Origin of the sequence: Paraburkholderia acidipaludis NBRC 101816 (genome assembly GCF_000684975.1) — a bacterium.
Lineage (GTDB): Bacteria > Pseudomonadota > Gammaproteobacteria > Burkholderiales > Burkholderiaceae > Paraburkholderia > Paraburkholderia acidipaludis.
The window spans coordinates 65,091-87,155 of record NZ_BAXZ01000017.1 but is presented as its reverse complement, the minus strand read 5'-3'; the positions used below and the strand labels follow the sequence as shown (position 1 = coordinate 87,155).

General features: G+C 61.5%; 18 protein-coding genes and 2 pseudogenes. 11 read left to right on the top strand and 9 right to left on the bottom strand.

Translation table 11 applies throughout. From position 1 onward, the window contains the following. Positions 1-59: 59 nt before the first annotated feature. Both BAC01S_RS31880 and BAC01S_RS34740 read right to left on the bottom strand, forming a co-directional pair. Positions 60-494 (bottom strand): DUF4279 domain-containing protein, encoded by a 435-nt coding sequence (locus tag BAC01S_RS31880; protein WP_245616625.1) that lies wholly within the window; start codon positions 492-494, stop codon positions 60-62. A 185-nt stretch (positions 495-679) separates the two neighbouring features. Further along, positions 680-1,144, bottom strand: a complete 465-nt coding sequence (locus tag BAC01S_RS34740; protein WP_156954464.1) for a CBS domain-containing protein — start codon at positions 1,142-1,144, stop codon at positions 680-682. Positions 1,145-1,939: 795 nt separating this feature from the next. On the opposite strand from BAC01S_RS34740, the gene BAC01S_RS35390 reads away from it, so the two are divergent. Continuing rightward, on the top strand, positions 1,940-2,167 hold the full coding sequence (locus BAC01S_RS35390; protein ID WP_218001724.1) for a hypothetical protein: 228 nt from the start codon (positions 1,940-1,942) through the stop codon (positions 2,165-2,167). Positions 2,168-2,519: 352 nt separating this feature from the next. Here BAC01S_RS35390 and BAC01S_RS19160 read toward each other — a convergent pair whose 3' ends face one another. The 3 genes from BAC01S_RS19160 to BAC01S_RS19150 all read right to left on the bottom strand — a co-directional run bounded on the left by BAC01S_RS19160 (position 2,520) and on the right by BAC01S_RS19150 (position 7,266). Further along, positions 2,520-4,397, bottom strand: a complete 1,878-nt coding sequence (locus BAC01S_RS19160) for a DUF262 domain-containing protein (protein ID WP_027796217.1) — start codon at positions 4,395-4,397, stop codon at positions 2,520-2,522. 360 nt (positions 4,398-4,757) lie between these two features. Further along, entirely contained in the window at positions 4,758-5,687 is a 930-nt protein-coding gene (locus tag BAC01S_RS19155) for an ATP-grasp domain-containing protein (RefSeq protein ID WP_169740140.1), read from the bottom strand. 337 nt (positions 5,688-6,024) lie between these two features. Continuing rightward, positions 6,025-7,266: a cystathionine gamma-synthase family protein gene (locus BAC01S_RS19150; RefSeq protein WP_027796215.1), complete on the bottom strand. Its 1,242-nt coding sequence runs from the start codon at positions 7,264-7,266 to the stop codon at positions 6,025-6,027. On the opposite strand from BAC01S_RS19150, the gene BAC01S_RS35155 reads away from it, so the two are divergent. Together BAC01S_RS35155 and BAC01S_RS19145 are read left to right on the top strand one after the other, a co-directional pair. Next, the gene (locus tag BAC01S_RS35155) at positions 7,180-7,425 is read left to right on the top strand and encodes a hypothetical protein (RefSeq protein WP_169740136.1); all 246 of its coding nucleotides are present in this window, start codon (positions 7,180-7,182) and stop codon (positions 7,423-7,425) included. The two genes, BAC01S_RS19150 and BAC01S_RS35155, sit on opposite strands and share 87 nt — an antisense overlap. A 131-nt stretch (positions 7,426-7,556) precedes the next feature. After that, positions 7,557-8,258 (top strand): penicillin acylase family protein, encoded by a 702-nt coding sequence (locus BAC01S_RS19145; RefSeq protein WP_027796214.1) that lies wholly within the window; start codon positions 7,557-7,559, stop codon positions 8,256-8,258. Between the two features lie 46 nt (positions 8,259-8,304). Here the strand turns inward: BAC01S_RS19145 and BAC01S_RS31875 are convergent, their stop codons facing one another. Continuing rightward, positions 8,305-9,507, bottom strand: a complete 1,203-nt coding sequence (locus BAC01S_RS31875; protein WP_052408791.1) for a DUF2235 domain-containing protein — start codon at positions 9,505-9,507, stop codon at positions 8,305-8,307. 63 nt (positions 9,508-9,570) lie between these two features. Next, positions 9,571-10,908, bottom strand: a complete 1,338-nt coding sequence (locus BAC01S_RS19135; protein ID WP_027796213.1) for a hypothetical protein — start codon at positions 10,906-10,908, stop codon at positions 9,571-9,573. Between the two features lie 554 nt (positions 10,909-11,462). Between BAC01S_RS19135 and BAC01S_RS19130 the strand changes: the two genes are divergently transcribed. Then, a complete protein-coding gene (locus BAC01S_RS19130; RefSeq protein ID WP_169740139.1) occupies positions 11,463-13,469 on the top strand; it encodes an ATP-binding response regulator in 2,007 nt (668 codons plus the stop codon). Here the strand turns inward: BAC01S_RS19130 and BAC01S_RS19125 are convergent. After that, a complete protein-coding gene (locus tag BAC01S_RS19125) occupies positions 13,466-14,185 on the bottom strand; it encodes a response regulator (protein WP_245616624.1) in 720 nt (239 codons plus the stop codon). The two genes, BAC01S_RS19130 and BAC01S_RS19125, sit on opposite strands and share 4 nt — an antisense overlap. Positions 14,186-14,342: 157 nt before the next feature. On the opposite strand from BAC01S_RS19125, the gene BAC01S_RS34735 reads away from it, so the two are divergent. Further along, a complete protein-coding gene (locus BAC01S_RS34735; protein ID WP_156954462.1) occupies positions 14,343-14,660 on the top strand; it encodes a hypothetical protein in 318 nt (105 codons plus the stop codon). 43 nt (positions 14,661-14,703) lie between these two features. Continuing rightward, positions 14,704-14,985: pseudogene (locus BAC01S_RS35935) on the top strand (winged helix-turn-helix transcriptional regulator); the annotation flags it as partial. Positions 14,986-14,988: 3 nt separating this feature from the next. On the opposite strand, the gene BAC01S_RS31865 reads toward BAC01S_RS35935, so the two are convergent. Beyond that, positions 14,989-16,893 (bottom strand): putative bifunctional diguanylate cyclase/phosphodiesterase, encoded by a 1,905-nt coding sequence (locus BAC01S_RS31865; RefSeq protein ID WP_052408790.1) that lies wholly within the window; start codon positions 16,891-16,893, stop codon positions 14,989-14,991. A gap of 211 nt (positions 16,894-17,104) precedes the next feature. On the opposite strand from BAC01S_RS31865, the pseudogene BAC01S_RS31860 reads away from it, so the two are divergent. The 5 genes and pseudogenes from BAC01S_RS31860 (at position 17,105) to BAC01S_RS31855 (ending at position 22,063) form a co-directional block, all read left to right on the top strand. Beyond that, positions 17,105-18,095: pseudogene (locus BAC01S_RS31860) on the top strand (ABC transporter ATP-binding protein). After that, entirely contained in the window at positions 18,092-18,853 is a 762-nt protein-coding gene (locus tag BAC01S_RS19105; protein WP_027796210.1) for an ABC transporter permease, read from the top strand. The pseudogene BAC01S_RS31860 and the gene BAC01S_RS19105 overlap by 4 nt, the downstream one beginning before the upstream one ends. 177 nt (positions 18,854-19,030) lie before the next feature. Further along, complete coding sequence (locus tag BAC01S_RS19100) at positions 19,031-19,417, top strand: DUF2000 domain-containing protein (RefSeq protein ID WP_245616622.1); 387 nt, start codon at positions 19,031-19,033, stop codon at positions 19,415-19,417. A 51-nt stretch (positions 19,418-19,468) separates the two neighbouring features. Further along, entirely contained in the window at positions 19,469-20,302 is an 834-nt protein-coding gene (locus BAC01S_RS19095) for an AraC family transcriptional regulator (protein ID WP_027796208.1), read from the top strand. A 180-nt stretch (positions 20,303-20,482) separates the two neighbouring features. Then, a complete protein-coding gene (locus BAC01S_RS31855; RefSeq protein WP_084168662.1) occupies positions 20,483-22,063 on the top strand; it encodes an SH3 domain-containing C40 family peptidase in 1,581 nt (526 codons plus the stop codon). Positions 22,064-22,065 lie beyond the last annotated feature (2 nt).

Sequence of the window (22,065 nt, the reverse complement as noted above, 5' to 3'; positions counted from 1 at the left end):
TGTCCGACACGTGCACGATGCAACAGGCATAACACGACTGCAAGAGACAGTCGCGTCGCCTACAAACCGACGTTGGACATTTCGTTTGAACCTTCCTGCGCGCCAACAGCGGCCCCGTAAATATCGAGATCCAGCTGAATGTGCCGTGATCCGAGCGCTAACAGGGACGCAGCAGAGATCGATTCGCCATCGTTCCACTGATCCATGAAGAGCCCACAAAATAGATCGACCTTGTAACGCGCGGCAATTGATTGCCATGCATCGAGATCGCCAGTCGTTGCTTTCAACAGCCAAGTGACCTGTGCTTCCAGGTTACCAGGTTCTTGTGCGGGAGCCTTCAACGACCAGCTTCCGAATGCAGCGATGCGCGACCGCCCGCTTTTCTTGCCAACTAATTCGTCACCCTTCGATTGCGACTCTGTCGGAGCACAACGGAGCAGGCTTGTAATTTCATCCGGGTCGAGATCATCGCCAATAATTCGAAGCGATGCCATTGTCTTTCTCAGGCGGCCCATTTTCTCCCTCGTGGCGGCTGGTGCTGGGGCAGGCTGTTTACCATCGAGTGTTGTGCTGCGTGTTGGACAGAAGCCTTGCGACGCTCATTGTCGACGATCTACCCGACGACGTCGACCGTCTGCTCGTGGCCGGCTGGCGTCTCTCTAGCAGGTTCACGCATGGGCTAACTGAATGCAAACACAGATACAGCAACGCCGAGCACGACAAGGCCAACGAGAATGAAAAGCGTGCGGACACGATGGGCGTCACGCCAAGTCGCTCGGCTTGCCTGTCGGTCGTTTAGGGATTGCCAGCCGACAAGATGCCCGCCGGAAACAACCGGGTATTCATCGGGATGGATCTTCTGCTCGCTGAGATCGATCCCCTCCCGATCATAGTCGTGGCCAGCGATCCTGCTTCCCTCCTCCTGTGCAGTGACCACGCCCGGCAAGCGATTGCCTGTGCCGTCATGAAGTACATCTGCCTCGCCGCGACGACCATAGCGGCCAAAACCAGCGTCCTCGCCCCCGAAATGCGCTCCCTCTCCACCGTGGCCGCCAATGGCCATTGCGTTGGCGGAGAACCAGAAGGAGGCCAGCAGTAGTAATGTGAGTGTCCGTCCGTCAAGTAAGTGCTGTCGATCAGCCATTATTCTCATCGCGCTCGTCTTTGCATTTAAATCTCGGGATTGTCGATGATTCGTGTGACGGCGTCGAACGTCCCAAACTGGCCGGCTACCGTCCGACGACCGAGCGCGAAGATCACCACGGGCGGTCAACTCATGCAACGAGCGTAAGTCGACAACAACCGCGATTCGCCAATGCCCTAAGCGGACATTCACGCACAGATACCCACACCAGATTTTCCGCCAGAGACGGTGTGCGGAGTGGCTACTTCGGATTGACGGCTGCGTATTTGTCCAGTGGAGACCATGCCGCGGATTCGGGCAGTCCAGGGACGGAAATCAAGACCCAAGGGGCGCTGACGCGCTGAACCTGCCATGAAACGTTTCGGGAAATGTTCACGCAGAGATGCTGCTTGACCAGGTCCTTGAGTTTCGAATCATCGCCTTTATCCAATGAAACACCTATAGATGTAGCATCTTCGAGTTGTACACATGCGAAAGTGATCGACGTCGCTTGAACAATTGAGCCAATTTCCTGTGCCCTCGTAATTGGGCTAAAGAGCAGTAGCAGGCAACATCCGCACAATCCAGCCTTCATCGATTTCCCCAAGATGACGTTTACGTGTCGGTCGAATGCCAACGATCTGGCCTACGATGACGAACGACCGAAGCCGGCCGCTCGGTGCCCCATAACCGAGATAATCACGGTCGCCCAAAGTTGATATTGAAACCAGGGCTCGCCGTTGTATGTCGAAAGCGAGGCTATTGGAGCGCGCGGTAGCCTTGATCTCGCAATCGCTGGCCCACCCAGGCGGCGCCATGGCGCGCACAGTACACGTTCTTTGCCCCAAACAGAATCAAAGCTGCCGTCAAAAAGGCTGGACGGTGGGAAAAGCACAGAAGACCGGCGGCGGCATCGGCGGCGGCCATCCGCCCTCCTTGAACAATCAGCCCTTCGGAGTATGCCCAAATGGTGCCGAATACCAAGGCGGACTAGTTGAAACCGAACTTCACGCGCCGCTCTGGCATTGTCGGGTGGATCATTAAGGACGATGGCATCGTGCACAGAGGGTTGATAAGGGCGATATATCGGTTATCGCCCTGAAAACGATGTTCTTTAGACGTTCCGTAGCGAATGATCCAGTACTGGAACGGACATTGTCGACAATCCTGACCTCACTGTCGATTGAATCCGCCGCCGACTACCGACTCATGCGTTTTGCATGGACGCGCCCGCGAGTGGTTGCGTGTGACGGACTCAGTGCGCCACCCCCATCGGACGCTCGCTACGCACGATTTCAACGTCCGTTCGGTACCGAAATTTTATGGATACTGGATTCGGTGCGCCGTTATTCCGCCGCGAACGACGAAGGAAACATGTCGCGCCCGTTATCGCCCCTTACGCGGCGGACGTGGCCATTTCCTCTTCCTCGTCTAGCACTTCCTGGGGTACCAGCAGTGACGTGGTGACTTCGACGTTGTCGCGCAAGCGTCGAAGCAATGCCTCACGCCTCTTGCAACAGAAGGCTTCGAAATCTGCGAAGCACAAGCTGTCTTCTCCGGTGAGCAGCAGGTCTGCAGCTTTGAAGCCAGTATGGGGCACTGCCATCCAGTCGACCAGCGCCATATCCTGCTTCGACCGGTTCTGCGATGTATGCAGAAGATGCAAGTTCGCGATCGAGTTCCAGTTGACAGGATCGCTGTAGAAATTAAGGCGATCGGGCGCGTCCTGGAGAAACGATGCCGATGCGAGCGCCGCCTTGTCAAAAGCGCTTGCCGGATGCAGGTGATCGATGTCCAGAAGCAGATGTTCGTTGACTTCAGGGAAAAGGAGATTCAACACCAGGCGACAACGCGGATCCCCGTACTGAATATTCAGCAGACTTTTCAGGTAATCCTCGTCGAAACGCAAATCCTTGTTGGTGGTTTTGAAGGCGTCGATGATTTCCTTCAACGGGAAGGCGCCCTTGGACCTGTTGGACGTGACGACATTCCTCATTCGTGTCAGCACGCCATCCGCCTGTCCGCCGAACACCCCGCGCAGAAGAGCCATATTGAGCCAGCGCGACAGGTCCGCCCGCTCGTCACGAAGGTGATTGAGGTTGTTGATGCTCAAATAGAGCGGCTCGCCGGCATAGGACTGGCGGTAGAGATAGTAGGCCAATGGGATAACCGCGTTTTTGGCTCTCAAAGACTGGTCGTTAAGCCCGAAGCGGCGAAGCAGTTTGAACGTTTCGATCACGCACGCCCTGATCCCTTTCCACTGCTCCTGAATCTTGCTGACCTGGTTGGTGTCAAAGTTCTTGACTTTGAACTTCACGTCGGCCTCAGTCAGCATGAGACACGTTTTCAGCACCCAGTCGCGGCCTATCGAGAAGTTCATAGCCGAACTTTGCCGTACTTCGACCACGAGATCATCGATATCCGTGCGAGCGTCGCCCTCCCAATTGGCGATCGCGATCGACATGAGCAGATCTGAGAAAGCAAGCGGCGTGCCCCCGCTATTTGTCCGGATGAACACGTCCAGGACGTGATCGATGTCCTGGCTTTTCTCGTTGTAGTAGTGGATCACCTCTTGATGCCGAATGACGTAGTACAGGCGGGTTAATGTATTGCGCGCATACTCGTTGTCCGCCAGGGAGTGCTGCCTGAGATAAGGCAACACCACTTCGAGTGGAATCTGGTCCAACGAAGCCACTTCCGGCAGTCTTAACACTTGACCCACTTCGAACCAGTGAGAAGAAGGGTCTTCCGCGTACTGTTCAACCTGGCTCTCAGCCAGGAAGCGGAAGTCGTACTGTGTCATCGACTCGTTTTCCTGTCCCTCCAAGCCCTTCGTCAAGTTCAGGAACAGGCGTCGCGGTGGCAATATCTCATCGTTTCGTGTGTTGGGCCACCAGACGCGAGGGCGCTTATAGGCATACGTGCCCTTCAATCCGATATAGATCGATGTCAACCGTTGCTGGCCATCGATCACCGCCTTGAAATCTTTGAAATCCCCATGAGTGGGAACATGATCATTAGATTCCTTGAATCGCTGGCAGTAGTGAGTCAAAAAATCATAGAAGCGGTAGTGGTTCTTGATCGCCGTGCTTGTGACGTCCCACATCATGAAGGTGCTGATCGGGTATCCTCGCATCAGCGAGTCGAACAGGACGCAAATCTGCTGCGTCGACCAGACGAAATTGCGCTGAATCGCTGGTAGCAAGAATGTTCGATCATCAATGTTCCGTAGCGCCTGACGAATCGAGATCGGCTTTTCGAATTGGCCTGCCATTTGTGTGTTTCTCCAAATCCTTCTTGGAAAACTAGACTGGGTAGCTGGTTATCGGCTACCTGATTAAAACCTTGAGTTTTCTGCCCACGCCTTTCAGTCTAGTTGCCAGGTGAGAGACAACGGGCGTAGGGGCATCGTTTCTCATGCGCAAAGTCCATTGCGTTCCGCCGTTCCCCCCCGGGATTAGCTCAGGGGATAAAAGGCGCATCACCACATCGCCCAAACCCTTGCGGGACAGGCTCGGGCGCCCACAATGAGAATCCGACCCAGTTCACCATTCATAGAGTCCCAGTGACTGCCTGTAGCGGATGAAGTATCCCTTTTCGGATCACCTTACAGCCGCTCGCGCGCGCTCTCTCACTAAATTAAGCGCATATTCTCTTGCAGCAAGGCTGCGAACAACGGCTGATCGTCCCAGGGGGCATCGTGAAACGTTTCGTGAAGCATGGGACTGAGGGGATCTCGTTGCCACTCGTCCGGGAAAAGTGCGACATGGCAGTCCCCGCCAGTGCTCGGAACCGGGTTGCCGATGGTTCCGCCACAAGCGGTAGCCAGCGCCTGGCATAGATCGTCACCCAGCAGGTATCCCAGATGGGAGATGGAAATGGGTCGGGGGTTATGCTCGATCATCAGGGCATTCCCGGCTTCGTCCACCTGGAAATCCCAGCCATGAAATCCCGAGGCGCCGGTGGCCGCCACGAACGCGGCGCAACTGGCTGCCATCGCATCGTGCTGAAGCAACCTGACCACGCTGCTCGGTGCTGTCGGCCTGTCGTTGCGCCGTCTGCTCTGGACCGCGCTAAGTTTCGCCAAGATACGGCCCCGCACGGCAAAGACGGCGTGCATGCCCAGCACTCCGGGAATGAAGCGTTGAATCACCCATGGCTGGCCCGCCCGGGAAAATGGCTCCCTGGAAGTGAAGTCATCCAGGGCTGCTTCGCTGTCCAGAATGAAAGCGGCGACGCCCGCGCTGGATGCCTCCTGTTTTAGAACCACCGGATAGCCATGCTCTCGGGCAAATTCGCGGCACGCTTCGGCCGTGGCCGCGTTCGCCTGTGCTGCCACCGGGATCATTGCCGCATGAGCGATCTCGTATGCGCGGCGGCGCACGGCGAAAAGCGGATACCCAGCCGGATCACCGAGGGAGCGTCGAACCAGTTCCACAACGTCGGCTGGCAGCGGCAACGTACCCCCGTGAAGCTGTCCGATGCCGATTTGCTGCAGGACCTGGATCGATAGTTCGTCCAGCGGGATGACCCATTGGGGCTGGGACTGTCTGACGCAATCCATGAATGGCTCCACAGCCAGGCCACCCCCATCGGGCTGCCATGGATAAAACATTCGGACATGGCCGGAACGGGACGCCATGCATGTCCTTACGCCGGCGAAGACAACTTCGAGACCCGCATGCGCCAGACGTCGGGGGAGATGCATCCCCCCCATGCCGGACGACAGGCCAACCAGCAAGATCCGTGGGGAGTTTTGCGACGGGAATGCAGTCATAGCGAAAAAAGATACCGTTGAAACCGGGTTCTGCAAGGTCCCGTTCGTCGACGAAGGTGTCTATGACCTTGATCGGGTTGTCTGCGCCGATGTGGTCATAAGGTTGTATCGAAGGCCTGTTCAGCTAGGCTGCGAACGTCAGCGCTTGTGCGAAATCCGCAATCAGATCGTCGATATCCTCGATGCCCGCCGACAGCCTGAGCATGCCGTCGGAAATGCCCATTGCTTTGCGCGTTTCCGGTCCCGCTTCGAAAAAGATCGTTGGCGCGACGGGAATGATCAGCGTGCGTGTGTCGCCGAGACCGGTGGCCTTGATCGGCAGCTTGAGCGCGTTGACGACTTCGATCATGCGCTCCGCGTTGAGCAATTCGAACGACAGCAGCCACGACGCGCTCTTGAACAGCGTCCGCGCGAGCTCGTGTTGCGGATGGCTCTCGAGGCCCGGGTAGAACACCTTGCCGATGGCGTCGTGCCCTTCGAGAAACTGCGCGAGGGCGAGCGCATTGTCGCTGCTTTGCTTCACACGCAAGGCGAGCGTTTCCGCGCCCATCGCGATGGTGTGTGCCTGTTCGGACGACAAGGCCGCGCCCATATCCCGCAGGCCTTTTTTGCGGATCTGCAAAAGCCCCTGATCCCTGGCCGCCGAACGCCGATAATCGTCAGCGATGTTCGGATACGCGCTCCAGTCGAACAGGCCCGTGTCGGTCACGGCTCCGCCGAGCGCGGCCCCATGGCCCGCGATCGTCTTCGTCAGCGAGTTGATGACGAGGCTCGCGCCCACCCCCTTCGGCCTGAACAAGGCGGGCGAGGTAATCGTGTTGTCGACGACATACGCGACGCCGCGCTCGCGGCACACGTTACCGATGCCTTGCAGGTCGGGAATCTGCGTGCCGGGATTCGCGATGGTTTCGACGAACACCATGCGCGTATTCGGTCGGATTGCGTTCTTCACGTTATCAACGTCGCACGCGTCGACGGTCGTGACTTCGATGCCAAGCGCGCGCAACGTGCCAAACAGGCTGTTGGTGTTGCCGAACACGTAACGGCTCGACACGAGATGATCGCCCGCGCGCAGGAGCGTGAGGAACGTCGCCGTGATCGCGGCCATGCCGGTACTGAAGCAGACCGTCCCAACGCCATCTTCCAGGCTCGTGATCTTGCGCTCGAGCGCGGCGGTGGTGGGGGTGCCCTGGCGGGCGTAATTGAAGCCTCCCTTCTTTGTTCCCTGAAACACGCCGATCAGATCCTCGACGCGCTCGAAACCATATTGCACGGACGTATGAATCGGCTGACGCACACCGCCGTGCTCAGTACCTGCAATTCTGTCGCCGTGAACGATGCCAGTGGTGAATCCCTGCTTGTCCATCCTTTCTCCGCTTTCTGGTCGATTGCCATCGCACGATTATCTCCCGTAACCGGTGCGATCGCGCAGTTTTTGGCACCGCGTCCTGCACTCCGGGTATTCGAGCTGGCCGTTGTCTTGCCGGAAGCCGTCGCCGCTCTCGAGCGGCTTTCACCGGACTGATTCTGCGAGAAGCGATGGAGGAACTGGGCATGACGCGAGCAGAGCTCGCGGCACGCCTGAGTGTGGCTGTGCGTAAGCTCGATAAATGGCTTCTCCCCGCAGAATCGCCCGATGCGCGGTCGAGGCGCTTGATGCGCGCGCTGGACGGCCATCCCGATCGGGCGGCATTCCGGCGGCTCGTAGAGACCTGGGACGGCCGTGCGGATACGGACGCGGTCGGGTATCGGCTGCTGCGCGCGTTCTACTATTCGCTGTACGACGCGTGGTTCGGCGCGCTCGACCGGCAGATGAGCGCGGTGGCGCCGGAGCTCGGTTATCGGGCGGCGAACTCGCGTTACGAAGCGACGATGGAAACGCTCGCCGACCATCACGCGTGGATACCCCACGGCTTCGCGGACTGGCGCGCTTTCGTGCTCGAACGGATCGACCACTCGATCGCACAGTTGCCGCAGGGCACGAAGCTCGACGACGCCCGCTGGGGGGAGCGTAATCGCTCGGCAATCGCGCATCCGTTCGCGCGGATCCTGCCGGCGTGGCTGCCGTGGGTACGCGGCTGGCTCGGCACGCCGGCCGATCCGCTGCCAGGCGACATCAACATGCCGCGTGTGCAGTCGCCGGCTTTCGGCGCGTCCGAGCGTTTTGCGGTGTCACCGGGGCGCGAGGCGGATGGCATCTTCGAAATGCCGGGCGGGCAGTCGGGCAATCCCATGTCGCCGTACTTCATCGCAGGGCATGAAACATGGGTCCATGGCGCTGCGGCGCCGTTCCTGCCGGGTACGGCCGTTCACACACTGAAGCTCATCGCGGCAGGCACGCACCAGGCCGCGGGATGAACGGCCCCCAAGCCCATGGAATCAATCGGAGCGAAATCAGTACACCTCAAGTTTCAATCTGAACGTGAGGCGCCGGCCCGGATCCATCCAGTTTGATATAGCTATTGAACAGATTGGCCGGGCGGTAAGGCTGCGATCCTGCGCCCTCGACCGGTACGCTCAGCGCGACCAGTCGTTGTACTACACGTTGGCTGAGCAGAAGCGCAGGAGGAAATTCCCTCGGTGCCGTTATGTAGGCGGAATTCGCCCATGGGCGATGCGCGACGGCGCACGCGTTCGGCGTGCCGGGTGGCGTGCACTCGAACGCCACGCCGGCCGCGGCGAGACGGTTCGTCATCCAGATCAGCGAGCCGTTGGAGAGCCCCGATTCGCCCGGTGGATAGCCGCCGCCCACGTCGGCGTGTGCGCCTGGGAACAGGACCTGCACGACGCCATCGCGTTCGTTCCAGAGAGTCGGGGTGAAGTCGACGCGCTGTTCGTCGACGGCGATTGCCTGAAATCCGTTCGCGACTTTGGCGTTCAGATCGTTGTTGCAGAACTGGAATGCGTCGGCGCGCACCAGTGTGCCGTCTGCCTCGCGAACATCGTTGGGTATGCCGAGCGCGCCAACCGTATCCCAAACACCGACGGCGACGATGCTGACATTATCGACGAACCGCAGGGCGGGCGACGGACGCAGCCCGAGCGCGAAGCGATCGCACAGGCTGGTGATGCTGCTCGCGAGCGCCTGCAGGATGCCGGGGGAGTCGGAGTGCACCGACTGCTTGTACTGTTGCCACGCCGCGAGGCCCGCGCTATAGCTTTCCGCGGAGTCTGCCACGAGCTTCATGGCATTCCAGTCGAGCAAGCCTTTGCCCACCACGAAGCCCGCGAGCGCTCGCGCCGTATAGGCTCCGCGGCTAAATCCCGTGATGTAAATCCGATCGCCGGGCTGATACTGACGTGACAAATAGGTGTATCCGCGAACGATACGGGCTACGAGTCCCAACCCCACGGATCCCTCGGCCAGTTTGGCGAGCACGTTCGAACAGTCCCCCACGCCGTTAATGTACTTGGCGACCTGCTCCTGTTCAGTGGGACTGCCAGGGAATGCGATTTCGCACTCGTTGTCGGCAGGCGAGAGCGGCGCGGAACCCTTCAGGCTCTCGAACACCTTCTGGACGTTGGTCGGGACGGCCGTGCCGGCCGGATCCTTCGCATCGGGGCCATCCCACGTACCGTCGAGACATAACACGATGTTTTTGCTCATTTCGGGGCTCCAGGTAGCGTGATGCGCTGAGTGCATCGTTCAGACGACGCGCTGCGATTGCATTCAGAGCGAGGGGTCCAGCGGCGTAATTCTGGCGAGCATCACGGTGAATTCTTCCGCGGCGATCTGCCGGAATTTCATCGTGATGACGGCTTTGCGCTGTTCGTCATTATCGTTCGGAAACAGACGGCTCGCGGCGTCCTCGATTACGCTGGCGCTGTTTTCGACTTTCGGCAAATTAGTGGACGTCACACCATCCACGGCCTTCATCAGCACGTAGATCGGCACGACATCGGCGAGGCCGATGGGAATGAGCAACGACGCGTTCTCGCCAAAGTGGCGGCGTACGATCGCCTGAGAACAGAGCCGTAGCGTGAAGCGGAAAGGGAAGCCGGTCCGGATGGAGAGAATGACGGGATCGGCGGCCGCAACCTGCTCGATGGAATTGACACCCTCCGCCTCCAGCACGGAAACGATGGGAAGCGTGACGCCGTTCAGGGCGAGCAGCGTGTCGGGAGCACTCGCCTCTTTCTCGAAGGCCGTGACCTGCGGAAATCCGATTCTCCGGATAACCTTGAGCAACGAGTCGACAGGAAACGTACCCAGTGCGAAGACAAAGGCAGCACGCGAGCCGTCCGTGCCGCCCGCCACCAGCGCGATGGGTATCGCCAGAAGCAGCCGCAGTGCGTACCAATAGACGTCCGAAACATTGAGTGCCCTGCGCCGAATGCTGAGCACGGAGTCGCTGACCACAAACATCAGCGCTCCACCGAAAGAGGCCAGCAGCACTTGCTGGGTGATTCCATAAACCGGCGTTTTTGCCGAAGCGATATCGGCTTGCATCGTGACGTAATTGCAACCGACAAGGGCCGCTGCGGCGTAAGCCACGCACAGGAGGATGACAAACGGCGGAACGAATGCCGGCAAACCATACTGCTCGTGATAGATGCGTGCGAACAGGCGATCGCACAGATCGAGGCGGGCGTCTGCCGTTTCGCGCCATTTGTCGCCGGCGAGCGGGAGGCCTTTGGAAAGGGCCGCGATCGTATGGTTGTCCTGGAGACCCTGAATGAGCCGCTTGGACCAGTACCGCTGGAGATAGGCGGATAGCGCTTTGCCTTTGAGGCTGTTTTCAAACTCGCGATATCGGGTGTACCAGCCGAGACACAGGAACGCGATGAGCGGCGCGCCCATGAGGACGGTGACGAACGCCGCAAGCGTGATGGCAATTTCAAGCTGCGCCGGAGGGCGTTCAATCAGCTTGCACAAAAAGAGCCCGCCGGCGACGTTGATCCCGACCAGCGCGGCGCTCAGGAGAAGGGCGCGCGGAGCCGCCCTGAGATGCCACTCGGTCAAAGGTTCTTCGATGCGGCCGGTCAGTGGTTGTGTGGCTACGGCCATGGTCAGCAAATCTCCTGCTTTGGCCAACATTAATTCATTAATTGCGTGGTTAAGTCATTCGGAATGCTTGAGCAAATTTCGCTGCGAAATGGGTGGTGCCAGGCGATGGTTCTTGAATAACTTATGCATATCGTCGGCAATGGTAGTTTAGTTTTTTGAAGTAGCGATATGGGGTAAACGCGCGACCCTTATTTCAGGGTTTTCTATAAAGCCATTCAAGACGATTGTTATTAAACGTGATGTGGGCCGGATCGGAAAGCGAATCCTTGTCAATCGGTGGACAGGCGGTAAGCCCCGCTTCAATCCATATTTTGACGAGATGATCCTGCCGTCTGTGCGGCAGCGCACACCCGGAATGGCATCGATCCAGGCGATATCTTTTAAATGCAATATGCATATTATGGGCGATGGGATTAATTTCACTTTTCAGGAGGGTTATAATTTTTACGGAAATAATCTGGCGCTATTCAATATCGAATGATATCGAACATCGATTGCGTTAAGGATATTTAAGAACAGCGGCCAGGCGAGTCTACCGGCGAGATGCGATGAACATGTCCAGGTTTCAGTCGGCGACGGAGTCGAAATTTCTCAAGCCCTCGTCGGCGCCAGGTGCAATTCGTGCCTGGCTGGTCGATATCCTCTGTTGGCCGGCGCGGTTCGAGGATCCGCGGGTCGAGCAGGAGTTTACGGAGGACTATGGCCGACGTTTTGCCGACTTCCGTCGTGCGGCGTTAGTGCTCGGCACCTTGATCTGGGTGTGTTTTGGCTTTTGGGAAATCCGGCTTGCGCAGACCAGTGCGGTGTTCCAGCCGTATTTCCCGGAGATTTTCGCGTTTCGTTGCGCCGGCGCGCTGGGTGCGACCGTCGGCATTGTGCTGGCCTTCAGGCTCGCATTTCATCGGGACGAGGTCGCACATTGGATCTTGCTGTTGGGGCTGGCGTTCATGTGTCTGTGCCTTCTGATACAAACGATACTCGCGCCGCGCCCGTTCAATTTCACCCATTTTTTTGTCGGCTTTTACTTAATTCTTTTCTATCAGTTCGGTTTTCTGCGTCTGCGGGCCAAGGCCACGCTGATGCTGACGGCGTGCGTGATCGTCGCGATCGTGATGGCGCAACTGGTCACGCGGGCGATCGAGCCGGACAATTTCGCGGCAGGCATGTTCTACCTTTTGAACGTGGCCGTTCTGGGCCATAGCGTCAACGTGAATGCCGAACGGCATGTGCGCGACCGGTACGTTGCGGTTCAGGCGCTCGCCCATAGCAACGACGCCCTGAAAAGCGCCAATGTCGAACTCGCGCAAAAGCACCATGACCTCGAGCACGCGCGGCGCGACCAGCAGAGCCGGTCGGAAGCGCTGATCGCCTTGCGCGAGCAGCAGCGCGAAGCCGCGGAGCGGGCGAGCAGGGCGAAATCGCGCTTTCTGGCGGCAGCGGCGCACGACCTGCGGCAGCCCATGCATGCGCTGAACCTCTTTCTTGCCGCGGCGGATGAAGCACTGGAGGCGGGCGACGTCGAAGCGTCGGGCAGATTGATTGGCGAGGCGCGCAGGGCGTCGGTGCTAACGGCGCGTCTTTTCAACGGGGTGCTCGATCTGTCGAAACTGGAATCGGGGCACGTCAAGCCGAACTATTCGAGCGTCGACCTGAACCGCGTGTCCGAGGAGACCGTCGAGCAACTCGCGCCGTTCGCTGCCAGCTGCGGCGTTGCGCTGCGCTATGGAACGGCGCAGCAACGACCCGCGTGGGTGCGCACCGACGCCGAGTGGATTCCGCGCGTGCTGGGCAATCTCATCTCGAACGGGATCAAATACGCGGATCCATCGAAAGCGGGCCGCTCTGCGGTGCTCGTCGGCCTGGTTCGCATGCCGAATTATGTGCGCCTCGACGTCCTCGATAACGGCATTGGCATTGCCTCGGAGCATTGGGACGCGATCTTCCAGCCGTTCGTGCAGATCGGCAACCCCGAGCGGGACCGCGAGAAAGGGCTTGGGCTCGGTTTGTCGATCGTGAATGCGGTGGTGTCGTTGCTGGATGGACACCGTCTCGAACTGAAGTCGATCGAGGGACGAGGATCGCGCTTTTCGGTGCGCATGCCGGTGGCCGATCAACTGGCGCTCGAGGACACCCCGATATCGCCTGCCGATGCGTCGTCGTCGCCGTCACCGTCGTTGCTGCGCGGTCTCTACGTGCTGCTGGTCGAGGACGACAGCCTGGTACGCGCGTCGATGGAGGCGCTGCTGGCGAGATGGGGCGTGTTGTTCGACTCCGTCCGCTCCGTGGCCGAGTTCGACGATCTGCTACAGACGGTCGAGCGCGTGCCCGACCTGGTGATCAGCGACTACCGGCTGCCGGAGAAGTCGACCGCACACGACGTCGTGCGGCTCCTCGCGCGGCATTTTTCGCGGCCGGTGCCGTGTCTTGTGGTGACGGGTGAAGCAGGGGCGAGCACACAGGGCGTGTTGCCGGAGCGGTGCGTGCTCAGCAAGCCGCTATCCGCCGACGTGCTGATCGCGCGCATGCTCGAATTGACGGAGGCGTCCGTGCGCGCGTGCTAGACCGCCGTGCTGTCCGCGACGGTGGGAACCTCGATGCCGCGGCGTGCCATTTCAACGATCAGAAAGGTGCGCCGCGATACGTTGAAGCGGCTCAGCAGATCGCTGATGTACTCCTTCGCGGTGTTCTCCGTGATATTCATTTTTCGCGCGATGGCCTTGTTCGACATGCCCTGCAGGAGAAAACGCAGGGTTTGCGCGAGGCGCGGCGGCAGATTCAGCGAGTCGATCGGAATACCCTTGTTCGGGCCCGGGGGCTGCGGAGTATGGCCGCCTTTGCCCAGTACGCTGTTGGGCAGGTAGACACGCCCATTCAGAATGGTCTGCAGGGCTTCGCGGAAAACCGCCCCCCCTTCCTCGCTGGCCTTCGAAATGAAGCCGCCGGCGCCATGCTTGATGCAGTCCAGCACGGTCTCGCGGTCGTCCTGCGCGGACAGCATCACCACATGCGCGGCGCGCTCGTTCTCCTGCAGCCAGCGCAGCAGGTCGAGCCCGGTGCGATCGTCGCCGATCTGGTAGTCGAGAAAAACGAGGTCGTAAGCCTTGCTTTGCAGCCGCTCGACAGCGGCCGCATACGAGCCGGCTTCGTCGATGTCGAGCGTCGGCTCCGCGGTCAGGATCAGGCTCTTCATCGCGATCCGCGTCAGGCCTTCGTCTTCTACGAGCAGTACGTGGCGGAAATACAGGTTGTCCATCGGCGCTTCTCCAGTCGTGACCATGGTACCCGCGTTCGTTCGGGATGCTATCCCCCCAAAGCGGGGGACTCGTCCGGGGCCCCCTTCCGGAGGCGGTTTTCCCTCGGCATGGCCGGTTTTGCGCGAGCGCCGGGCCGGGCACGATGGAGTCGTCTCAGGTCGGACGATAGGGAACGCCACCATGAGTTCGCTGCCGGAAAACAAATGCCGCACGCGCGGACCTTGCTTCGGGGATAAGCGGGCCGCGCGCAAAAAACCGATTCCTGCGACAACAAAGACGGAGACGGCGAGGAGACCACCCAGCCCTTATACCGTCCACAATCTCGACACCGCCATTGCCCACCTCGAAACCGCTATGTGCGCGGACCAGACGATGGAGATTTTCGGTCCGGGCTACTGGCGCGGACGGGTGCTTGAACTTCAGTCGACGCCGGGGATCCTGGACACTCAGGAGCGTCGACTGCGGTCTTTGATGGAACGGTTCGCGGTCACGGGCTAGTGCAGCGTCGACAGCCCGCGGACGAGGCTTTAGAAAGTGCAGCATGAGAATCCCACGTCCTGGACAACCCGTTCGCGGCTCGACAACCGGGCGGCCGATCATGGTCGTGCTGGACCTGCTCGGGCGGCGCACCACACTGCGGATACTGTGGGAACTTCGCGGCGAGGCGTTGACGTTTCGGGCGCTTCAGGAAGCCTGCGGCACCAATGCCCGGCTGCTCAATACGCGGCTTGCGGAATTGCGGGCGTCCGGTCTCGTGGAGCGCGGCGACGGGGGCTATCAGATGACGGCCGAAGGCAGGCAGCTCTCGGCCGCGCTGCAGCCCCCCTCAAACCACAACCTTGTCGCCATGCGCCGCCAGCGACGGCTGCGGCAGCGGCCCGCCGTCGGCCAGCACACGCGTGATGTTCTCGGCATCGAGCGGCCTGCTGAAAAGGTAGCCCTGCGCTTCCACACAACCGAGCGCCAGCAAAAACTCCTGCTGCGCGAGCGTCTCGACGCCTTCCGCGATGACGGATAAGCCCAGCGCCCCCGCAAGCGTCACGATTGCTTTCACGATCGCGCCGGTGTCGCTTTCCGCCATGCCGTGCGCAGCGGCGCCCGGCATGAACGCCCGGTCGATCTTGATACGATCGACCGGCAGCGCGCGCAATTGGCCGAGGCTCGAGTAGCCCATGCCGAAATCGTCGATCGCCACGCTGATACCGGCGCGGCGAAACTCGTGAAGCCGGCGCACGGCAATTTCGGGCTGCTGCATCAGCGCGGTCTCGGTCACTTCGAGCTCGACGTGGTTCGGATCGACGCCCGTCTCCCGCAAGATGCTCTGAAACGTCTCGACAATGTTCGCGCGCTGCAACTGCAGCGGCGACAGATTGATCGAGACGCGCACGGGAGGAATCCCCATGCGCCGCCACAGGGCGGACTGACGGCAAGCCTCGCGCAGCACCCATTCGCCGAGTCTCGCGACGAATCCCGACGTTTCCGCAATCGGGACGAATTCCGCCGGGGCGATCTCGCCGTAAATCTCGTCGTACCAACGCACGAGTGCTTCCACGCCAAGCACGCGACCGTCGCGCATGTCGACCTGCGGCTGGTAATGCAGCCGCAGCGCACCGGCGTCGATCGCCTTTCTGAGCCGTGCAGAGAGGATGAGCTTCGCGTCGGCGTCCGCGCGCATCTCGGGCCGGTAGCGTTCCCAACAGTTGCGGCCGCGATTCTTGGCCGCGTACATCGCCATGTCGGCGTAGGGGATCAGCGTTCCCGCATCGTTTCCGTCCATGGGATACACGCTGACGCCAACGCTCGCGCTGACCACGAGCTCATGCCCGCCGATGAGCGCCGGCGCCGCCATTGCCGCAAGCACGGCATCGGGCAAATCGAAGCGCGCCGTGTCGTCGGGCCCGCCTGCCGCGACGACGACGAACTCGTCGCCGCCGTAGCGGCCGACCAGGTCGCCCGGGCGGGCGCAGGCCCGCAGACGCGCGGCGACTTCGACGAGCAGCAGATCGCCGACGTTGTGCCCGAGCGCGTCGTTGACGGTCTTGAAGGCATCGAGGTCGAGGAAAACGACATGGACGGATCCGCCGTCCCGGTTGGGGTCGACAAGCAGTGCCTGCAATCTCGCGCTGACCGCCGTACGGTTCAGGAGCCCCGTCAGGCTGTCGCATTCGCTCAGTTCGCGCAGACGGCGCGAGCGATCGAGAAGCTTCACCGAGAAGTCGTGGGTCGTTTTGGCGAAGAGGAGCGGATAGACGAAGATGATGGGCAGCCACGCCGGCGCGATCCGTCCGTCCAGGGGCGAGAAGGCGAGGCCGAACAGCGCGGCCCCGGCCATCAGGCCGGCGGCACTTGCGCCGATCCCGGCAATGAAGAGAGGCCACCCGCCGATCGCCATGGTGTCGAGCGCAAACATCAACAGGATGACGACCGTTGCGACGGGCTCGAAATGCACGGCCGCGACGAGCCAGCCGCCGAATGCCGAGTCGAAGAGCAGGTTCCAGCGCTCGTTGCCGGGCGCATGGGTGGCGGCGGGACGCACGTGCGCGTAGGCGACATGCGGCCAGATGAGGCAGACGGCCAGAACGCCGACGAGGAGCAATGGCGACGCATGCTGCAGATGCAGCAAGGACAGCACGGGCACAGAGCCTATCGCGTAGCCGAGGGCCCTGAGCACGTAAATGCGTCGCACAAGGCCGGTGGCCCAGGCCTTGTCGCCCTTGACGGACGTGAGCACGGGGTCCCCTCAATCAATTCATATGATTGAACGGAGAGTAGACCAGATCGGTTAATCGCGCGAGTCCAAACCAAAAAAATTAGGGCTTGGTCTGGAAGCGCGCCGCGACGCGGCATGCGGAGGATGGCGTTTGCGGCGCGGCGGGCTTTTGCGCCCGGGTCGGCGGGTCGCTTTTCCACGCGGCAAGCGCGCTTTTGGTAATGTCGCGTCTATGCAAACCATACTTTCCATCGAGAATCTCTCGAAAGTCTATGCGTCGGGATTCCGCGCGCTCACGCGCGTCAACCTGGACATTCACCGCGGCGAGATTTTCGCGCTGCTGGGACCGAATGGCGCCGGCAAGACCACGCTGATCAGCATCATCTGCGGCATCGTCAATGCGAGCGAAGGCTGCGTGCGCGTCGGCGGTCACGATATCGTCACAGACCCGCTATACGCGCTCCCTGATCGGCCTCGTGCCTCAGGAGCTCACGACGGACGCGTTCGAAACGGTGTGGGGCACCGTATCGTTCAGCCGCGGCCTGTTCGGCAAGGCGCCCAACCCCGCCTATATCGAGCGCGTGCTGCGCGACCTGTCGCTGTGGGAGAAGCGAAACAGCAAGATCCTCACGCTCTCGGGCGGCATGAAGCGCCGCGTGCTGATCGCGAAGGCGCTTGCGCACGAGCCTCAGGTTCTGTTTCTGGACGAGCCGACCGCGGGCGTGGACGTCGAACTCCGCCGCGACATGTGGGAGCTCATGCGCGGGCTCAAGGCAAACGGCGTGACGATTATCCTGACGACCCACTACATCGACGAGGCGGAACAGATGGCCGACCGGATCGGCGTGATCAACACCGGCGAGATCATGCTGGTCGAACGCAAGGACGTGCTGATGCGCAAGCTGGGCCGCAAACAGCTGACGTTGCAGCTCGATGCTCCGTTGACCGAAATTCCGGCCGCGCTGGCCAACTGGCGCCTGGAACTGGCCGGCGGCGGCGCCGAGCTCATTTATACCTACGACGCAGAAAGCGAGCACAACGACATCATCGCGCTGCTCAAGAGCCTGAGCGAGGCCGGCATTGGCTTCACGGACCTGAAAACGATGCAGAGTTCGCTGGAGGACATCTTCGTGAGTCTCGTCAGCAAGGACCCGAGGGCCGCTTCGCTGCCCGCCGAACCGTCGGGCGCGGACAACGGCAAAGGGCAGGTGACTTCCCTATGAACCTCTACGCGATTCGCGCCATCTACCGTTTCGAAATGGCGCGCACGAGGCGCACGCTGATGCAGAGCATCATCGCGCCCGTGATCTCGACCTCGCTCTACTTCATCGTGTTCGGCTCCGCAATCGGTTCGCGCGTGCGCGAAGTGAGCGGCATCAGCTACGGCGCGTTCATCGTGCCGGGCCTGATCATGCTGTCGCTGCTTTCGCAGAGCATCTCGAACGCCTCGTTCGGCATCTACTTTCCGCGCTTCACGGGCACGATCTACGAGCTGTTGTCCGCGCCCGTGTCGTATTTCGAAATCGTGATTGGCTACGTCGGCGCGGCGGTGACCAAGTCGACCCTGCTCGGGCTCATCATCCTCGCCACCGCAACGCTCTTCGTGCCGATTCAGATCCAGCATCCCCTGTGGATGGCGCTGTTCCTGCTGCTGACGGCGGTCACGTTCAGCTTGCTCGGCTTCATTATCGGCATCTGGGCGGACAACTTCGAGAAGCTGCAAATCGTGCCGCTCTTGATCATCACGCCGCTGACTTTCCTCGGCGGCAGCTTCTACTCCGTCGACATGCTGCCGCCGGCGTGGCGGGTGATCACGCTGTTCAATCCGATCGTCTATCTCATCAGCGGTTTTCGCTGGAGCTTCTACGGACTCGCGGACGTCGATGTCGGCGTGAGTCTCGCCATGACGGCGGCGTTTCTCGCCGCGTTCGTCGGGATCACCGCGTGGATCTTCAAAACCGGCTATCGACTGAAAAACTGAGGTTGCCGGTCTGCGGCATGCCTGATGCCGGCATCGACCCGCTGCAAAATCGTTCAATACTTTGGGCCGCGAAGCCCCTAGCATGCTCTCCACCGTTAGTTTCCCAGGAGAGAGGCATTGCAAAGCACAGCACGGACTTCGAACGGCCCGGAGGCTCCGCAGAAACCGGAGCGTTGTGTGATCGTCGTCGACGAATCGCTGCCGCCCGGCAAAGCGTCGAACGCGGCCGCGGTGGTGGCGTTCACGCTAGGCCAGCGTCACGGTCACATAGTTGGGGCCCCGTTGCGCGAGCACGACGGCACTTCGCACCCCGGGCTCATCCCTGTCGGCATTCCGGTGCTCAAGGCGACGACGCTTCAGTTGAGCGAGCTGCGCCACAAGTCGCTCCCGCACTGCGACGTGGTGGATTTCCCGGTACAAGGGCAGGCCACCACCGACTACGGCGCGTTTCTGAATGCCGTCGAGACATACCGCGGAGATGGGCTCCGGTATCTGGCCGTCGGTCTGATCGGGCCGAGGAACAAGGTCGGCAAACTGGTCGGCGGTTTTTCGCTGTTCGCCTGAGTTTGAGGAATAAGATGACGTGTTCCGATCTTTTCCGCGGTCCGTCTCATCATGAAAGCTACAGCGCCGCCCCATCCGATCAAGCTCTGGCGCGCACCCGACGTCATGGACGCCGTCATGCTCAAGGGCCAGTTCTTCGGCCACCGCTATCCGCCGCACGCGCACGACACGCATTGCCTCGCGGTGATTACCGGCGGCGCCCTGGCGGTCGAGGTTCGTGACCAGCGGCGCGTGTGCCGCCGTGGCGACGTAGTCGTCATCGATGCCGACGTCGTGCACGCGGGCGCGGCCGGCGACGATGGGCAGTGGAAGATGCGCGTCCAGCATGTGCAGCCCGCCGCGCTGGCCGCCTACTGCGAGCGTCTTGGCATTGCCCGGCGCGAGCGTTTCGCATTGCGGAGCCCGTTTATTGTCGACGCCGAACTATCGCGGCACCTGTATGGCGTGAACTGGTGCTCGGAAACCGATCACGACCGCTTCAAGCGCAGTGAGGCATTGGCCTGCGCCGTCGTGGGTCTGTACGCACGGCATGCGGGCCGCTCCGGCAACCTGCCCGTGGTGCGCCGCGAGCCGGCTCTGATACGGGCGGTCAAGCGCCGTCTGCGCGAAGACCTGCACGCGCGGCTGACCTTGTCGACCCTTGCCTCCGAATTTGACGTCACGCCGTTTGTGCTGCTGCGCGCCTTCGTGCGCGAAGCGGGCTTGAGTCCGCATGCCTTTCAGCAACAGGAGCGCATACGCAATGCGATGCCGATGTTGCGCGAAGGCAGGTCCATTGCCGAGATCGGCGCGCAAACCGGCTTTGCGGACCAGGCGCACTTCACGCGGGTGTTCAAGCAACAAACCGGCGTGACGCCGAAGGTCTATCAGTCGGCCTTTTCATGAAGTATCCGGCTGGAAGGGCTCGGCGAAGCGGGCGTGCGGGCCGTCCGTGCCGGCGAACGCAAGCCCGGAGTCGTGTTCGCCAACCGGGTTGGCGAGATCAGGCATTGCCCGCCGACGCATGCGCCTTGTGACCGGTGACTGGCGGTATGATCGACACCTCGCCGACATCTCTGGTCATTCATGCACGCCGTCTTTCGTTCCTCCGGCCATCCGCCAGGTAATGCCGCGCCGGGCACCGCACCCTTGCGCGCGCGTGCCTGGGCACTCGCGGCGGCGCTGGCCGTCTCCAGCGCGTTGACCGGCTGTGCCGGCGGTCCCGCCATCGCGCCGCAAGCGTCGACAGCGCAGCCTGTCGATCCGATTACGCTTTTCCCGCTGGAGAACTACGACCAGAACGTCGATCACTGGATCGATCCTTCGAGCCCCGGCTACGACACACCGTTTCTCTCGTCCGACGAACAGCGCGCCCAGTTCGACGCTTTCTACGCCCGCTACTTCGGCAGCGGCCCGGGCGATCCTTCGCCGTGGAATCCGGCCTATATCCGGAATCGCGTGTACGGCGAGGGAGGCAGCGACATCGTCGCGCTGCAGACGCGCCGGCTCGACGCCTACGACAACACGGACCAGTCGCCGCGCCGCATCGGCTACGGCATGAATTTCCGGCCGCACACGAAGGCATGGATCGACGCGATCGCGCAGCAGGTCGACCCGGCGCAGTTCCGGCGCGCGGCGACCTACGACGCGTCGAAGCGCGCCATCGCAACGAGCGCGCTGCTCGTGCGCGAACTGCCGACGCTCGATCCGTCGTTCTACAGCCGTCACCTTGCCGGCGAGGGCTATCCCTTCGACAACCTCCAGGTGAGCGCCGCGCGGCCCGGCACGCCGCTCTACGTGCTTGGCGCGAGCGCGGACGGCAGTTGGTCCTACGTGCAGACGCCCGACGTGCAGGGCTGGGTGAAGAGCGACGGCCTCGCCTATGTCGACGATGCGTTCGTCGCACGCTGGCGCGCCATGACGCGGCAGACGCCGGGTGTCGTCATCGGGGCGCTTGCGGGCGTGCGGGACACGGGCGGCGTGTTTCGCTTCGATGCGCCCGCGGGCACGCTGCTGCCGCTGCAAGGCGCGCCCGCGGCCGGCACGCGCCTCGCGGCGGTGCCGGTGCGCGATACGGACGGCCGTGCCGCCGTGCGCATGGCGGCGCTGGCGGATACCGCGATCGTGCCGGCGCCGCTTGCCGCAACGCCGCGCCATCTCGCGTGGCTCCTCAAGGCGCTGATCGGGCGTCCCTACGGCTGGGGCAACACGAACTTCGACAACGACTGCTCGGCGGAACTGCAAAGCATCTTCGCCGCCTTCGGCGTGTGGCTGCCGCGGCATTCGTCGACACAGATGAGCGCCGGCGAGATGACGGACCTCTCGTCGCTCACGCCCGCGGCGCGGCTCGACTACCTGGCCCGGCACGGCAAGCCGATGCGCACGCTCATCTACATCGGCGGCCACGTCATGCTCTATGTTGGCGATGCGCAGCGCGACGGCCGTGCCGTGCCGCTCGTCTACCAGGACGTCTGGGGTTTGCGGCCGGCGGACAACAGCCGCCGCGCCGTGATCGGCGGATCGGTGTTCCTGCCGTTACTGCTTCGATATCCTGAAGACCCGGGTCTCGAATCGCTGGCGGCCACGTCCACGTTCCAGATCAGCATCATCGGGATGCCGGCCGGAGGCGCGGCGCCGCATCTGGACGAGGAGAATCCCGCGGGCTGAGG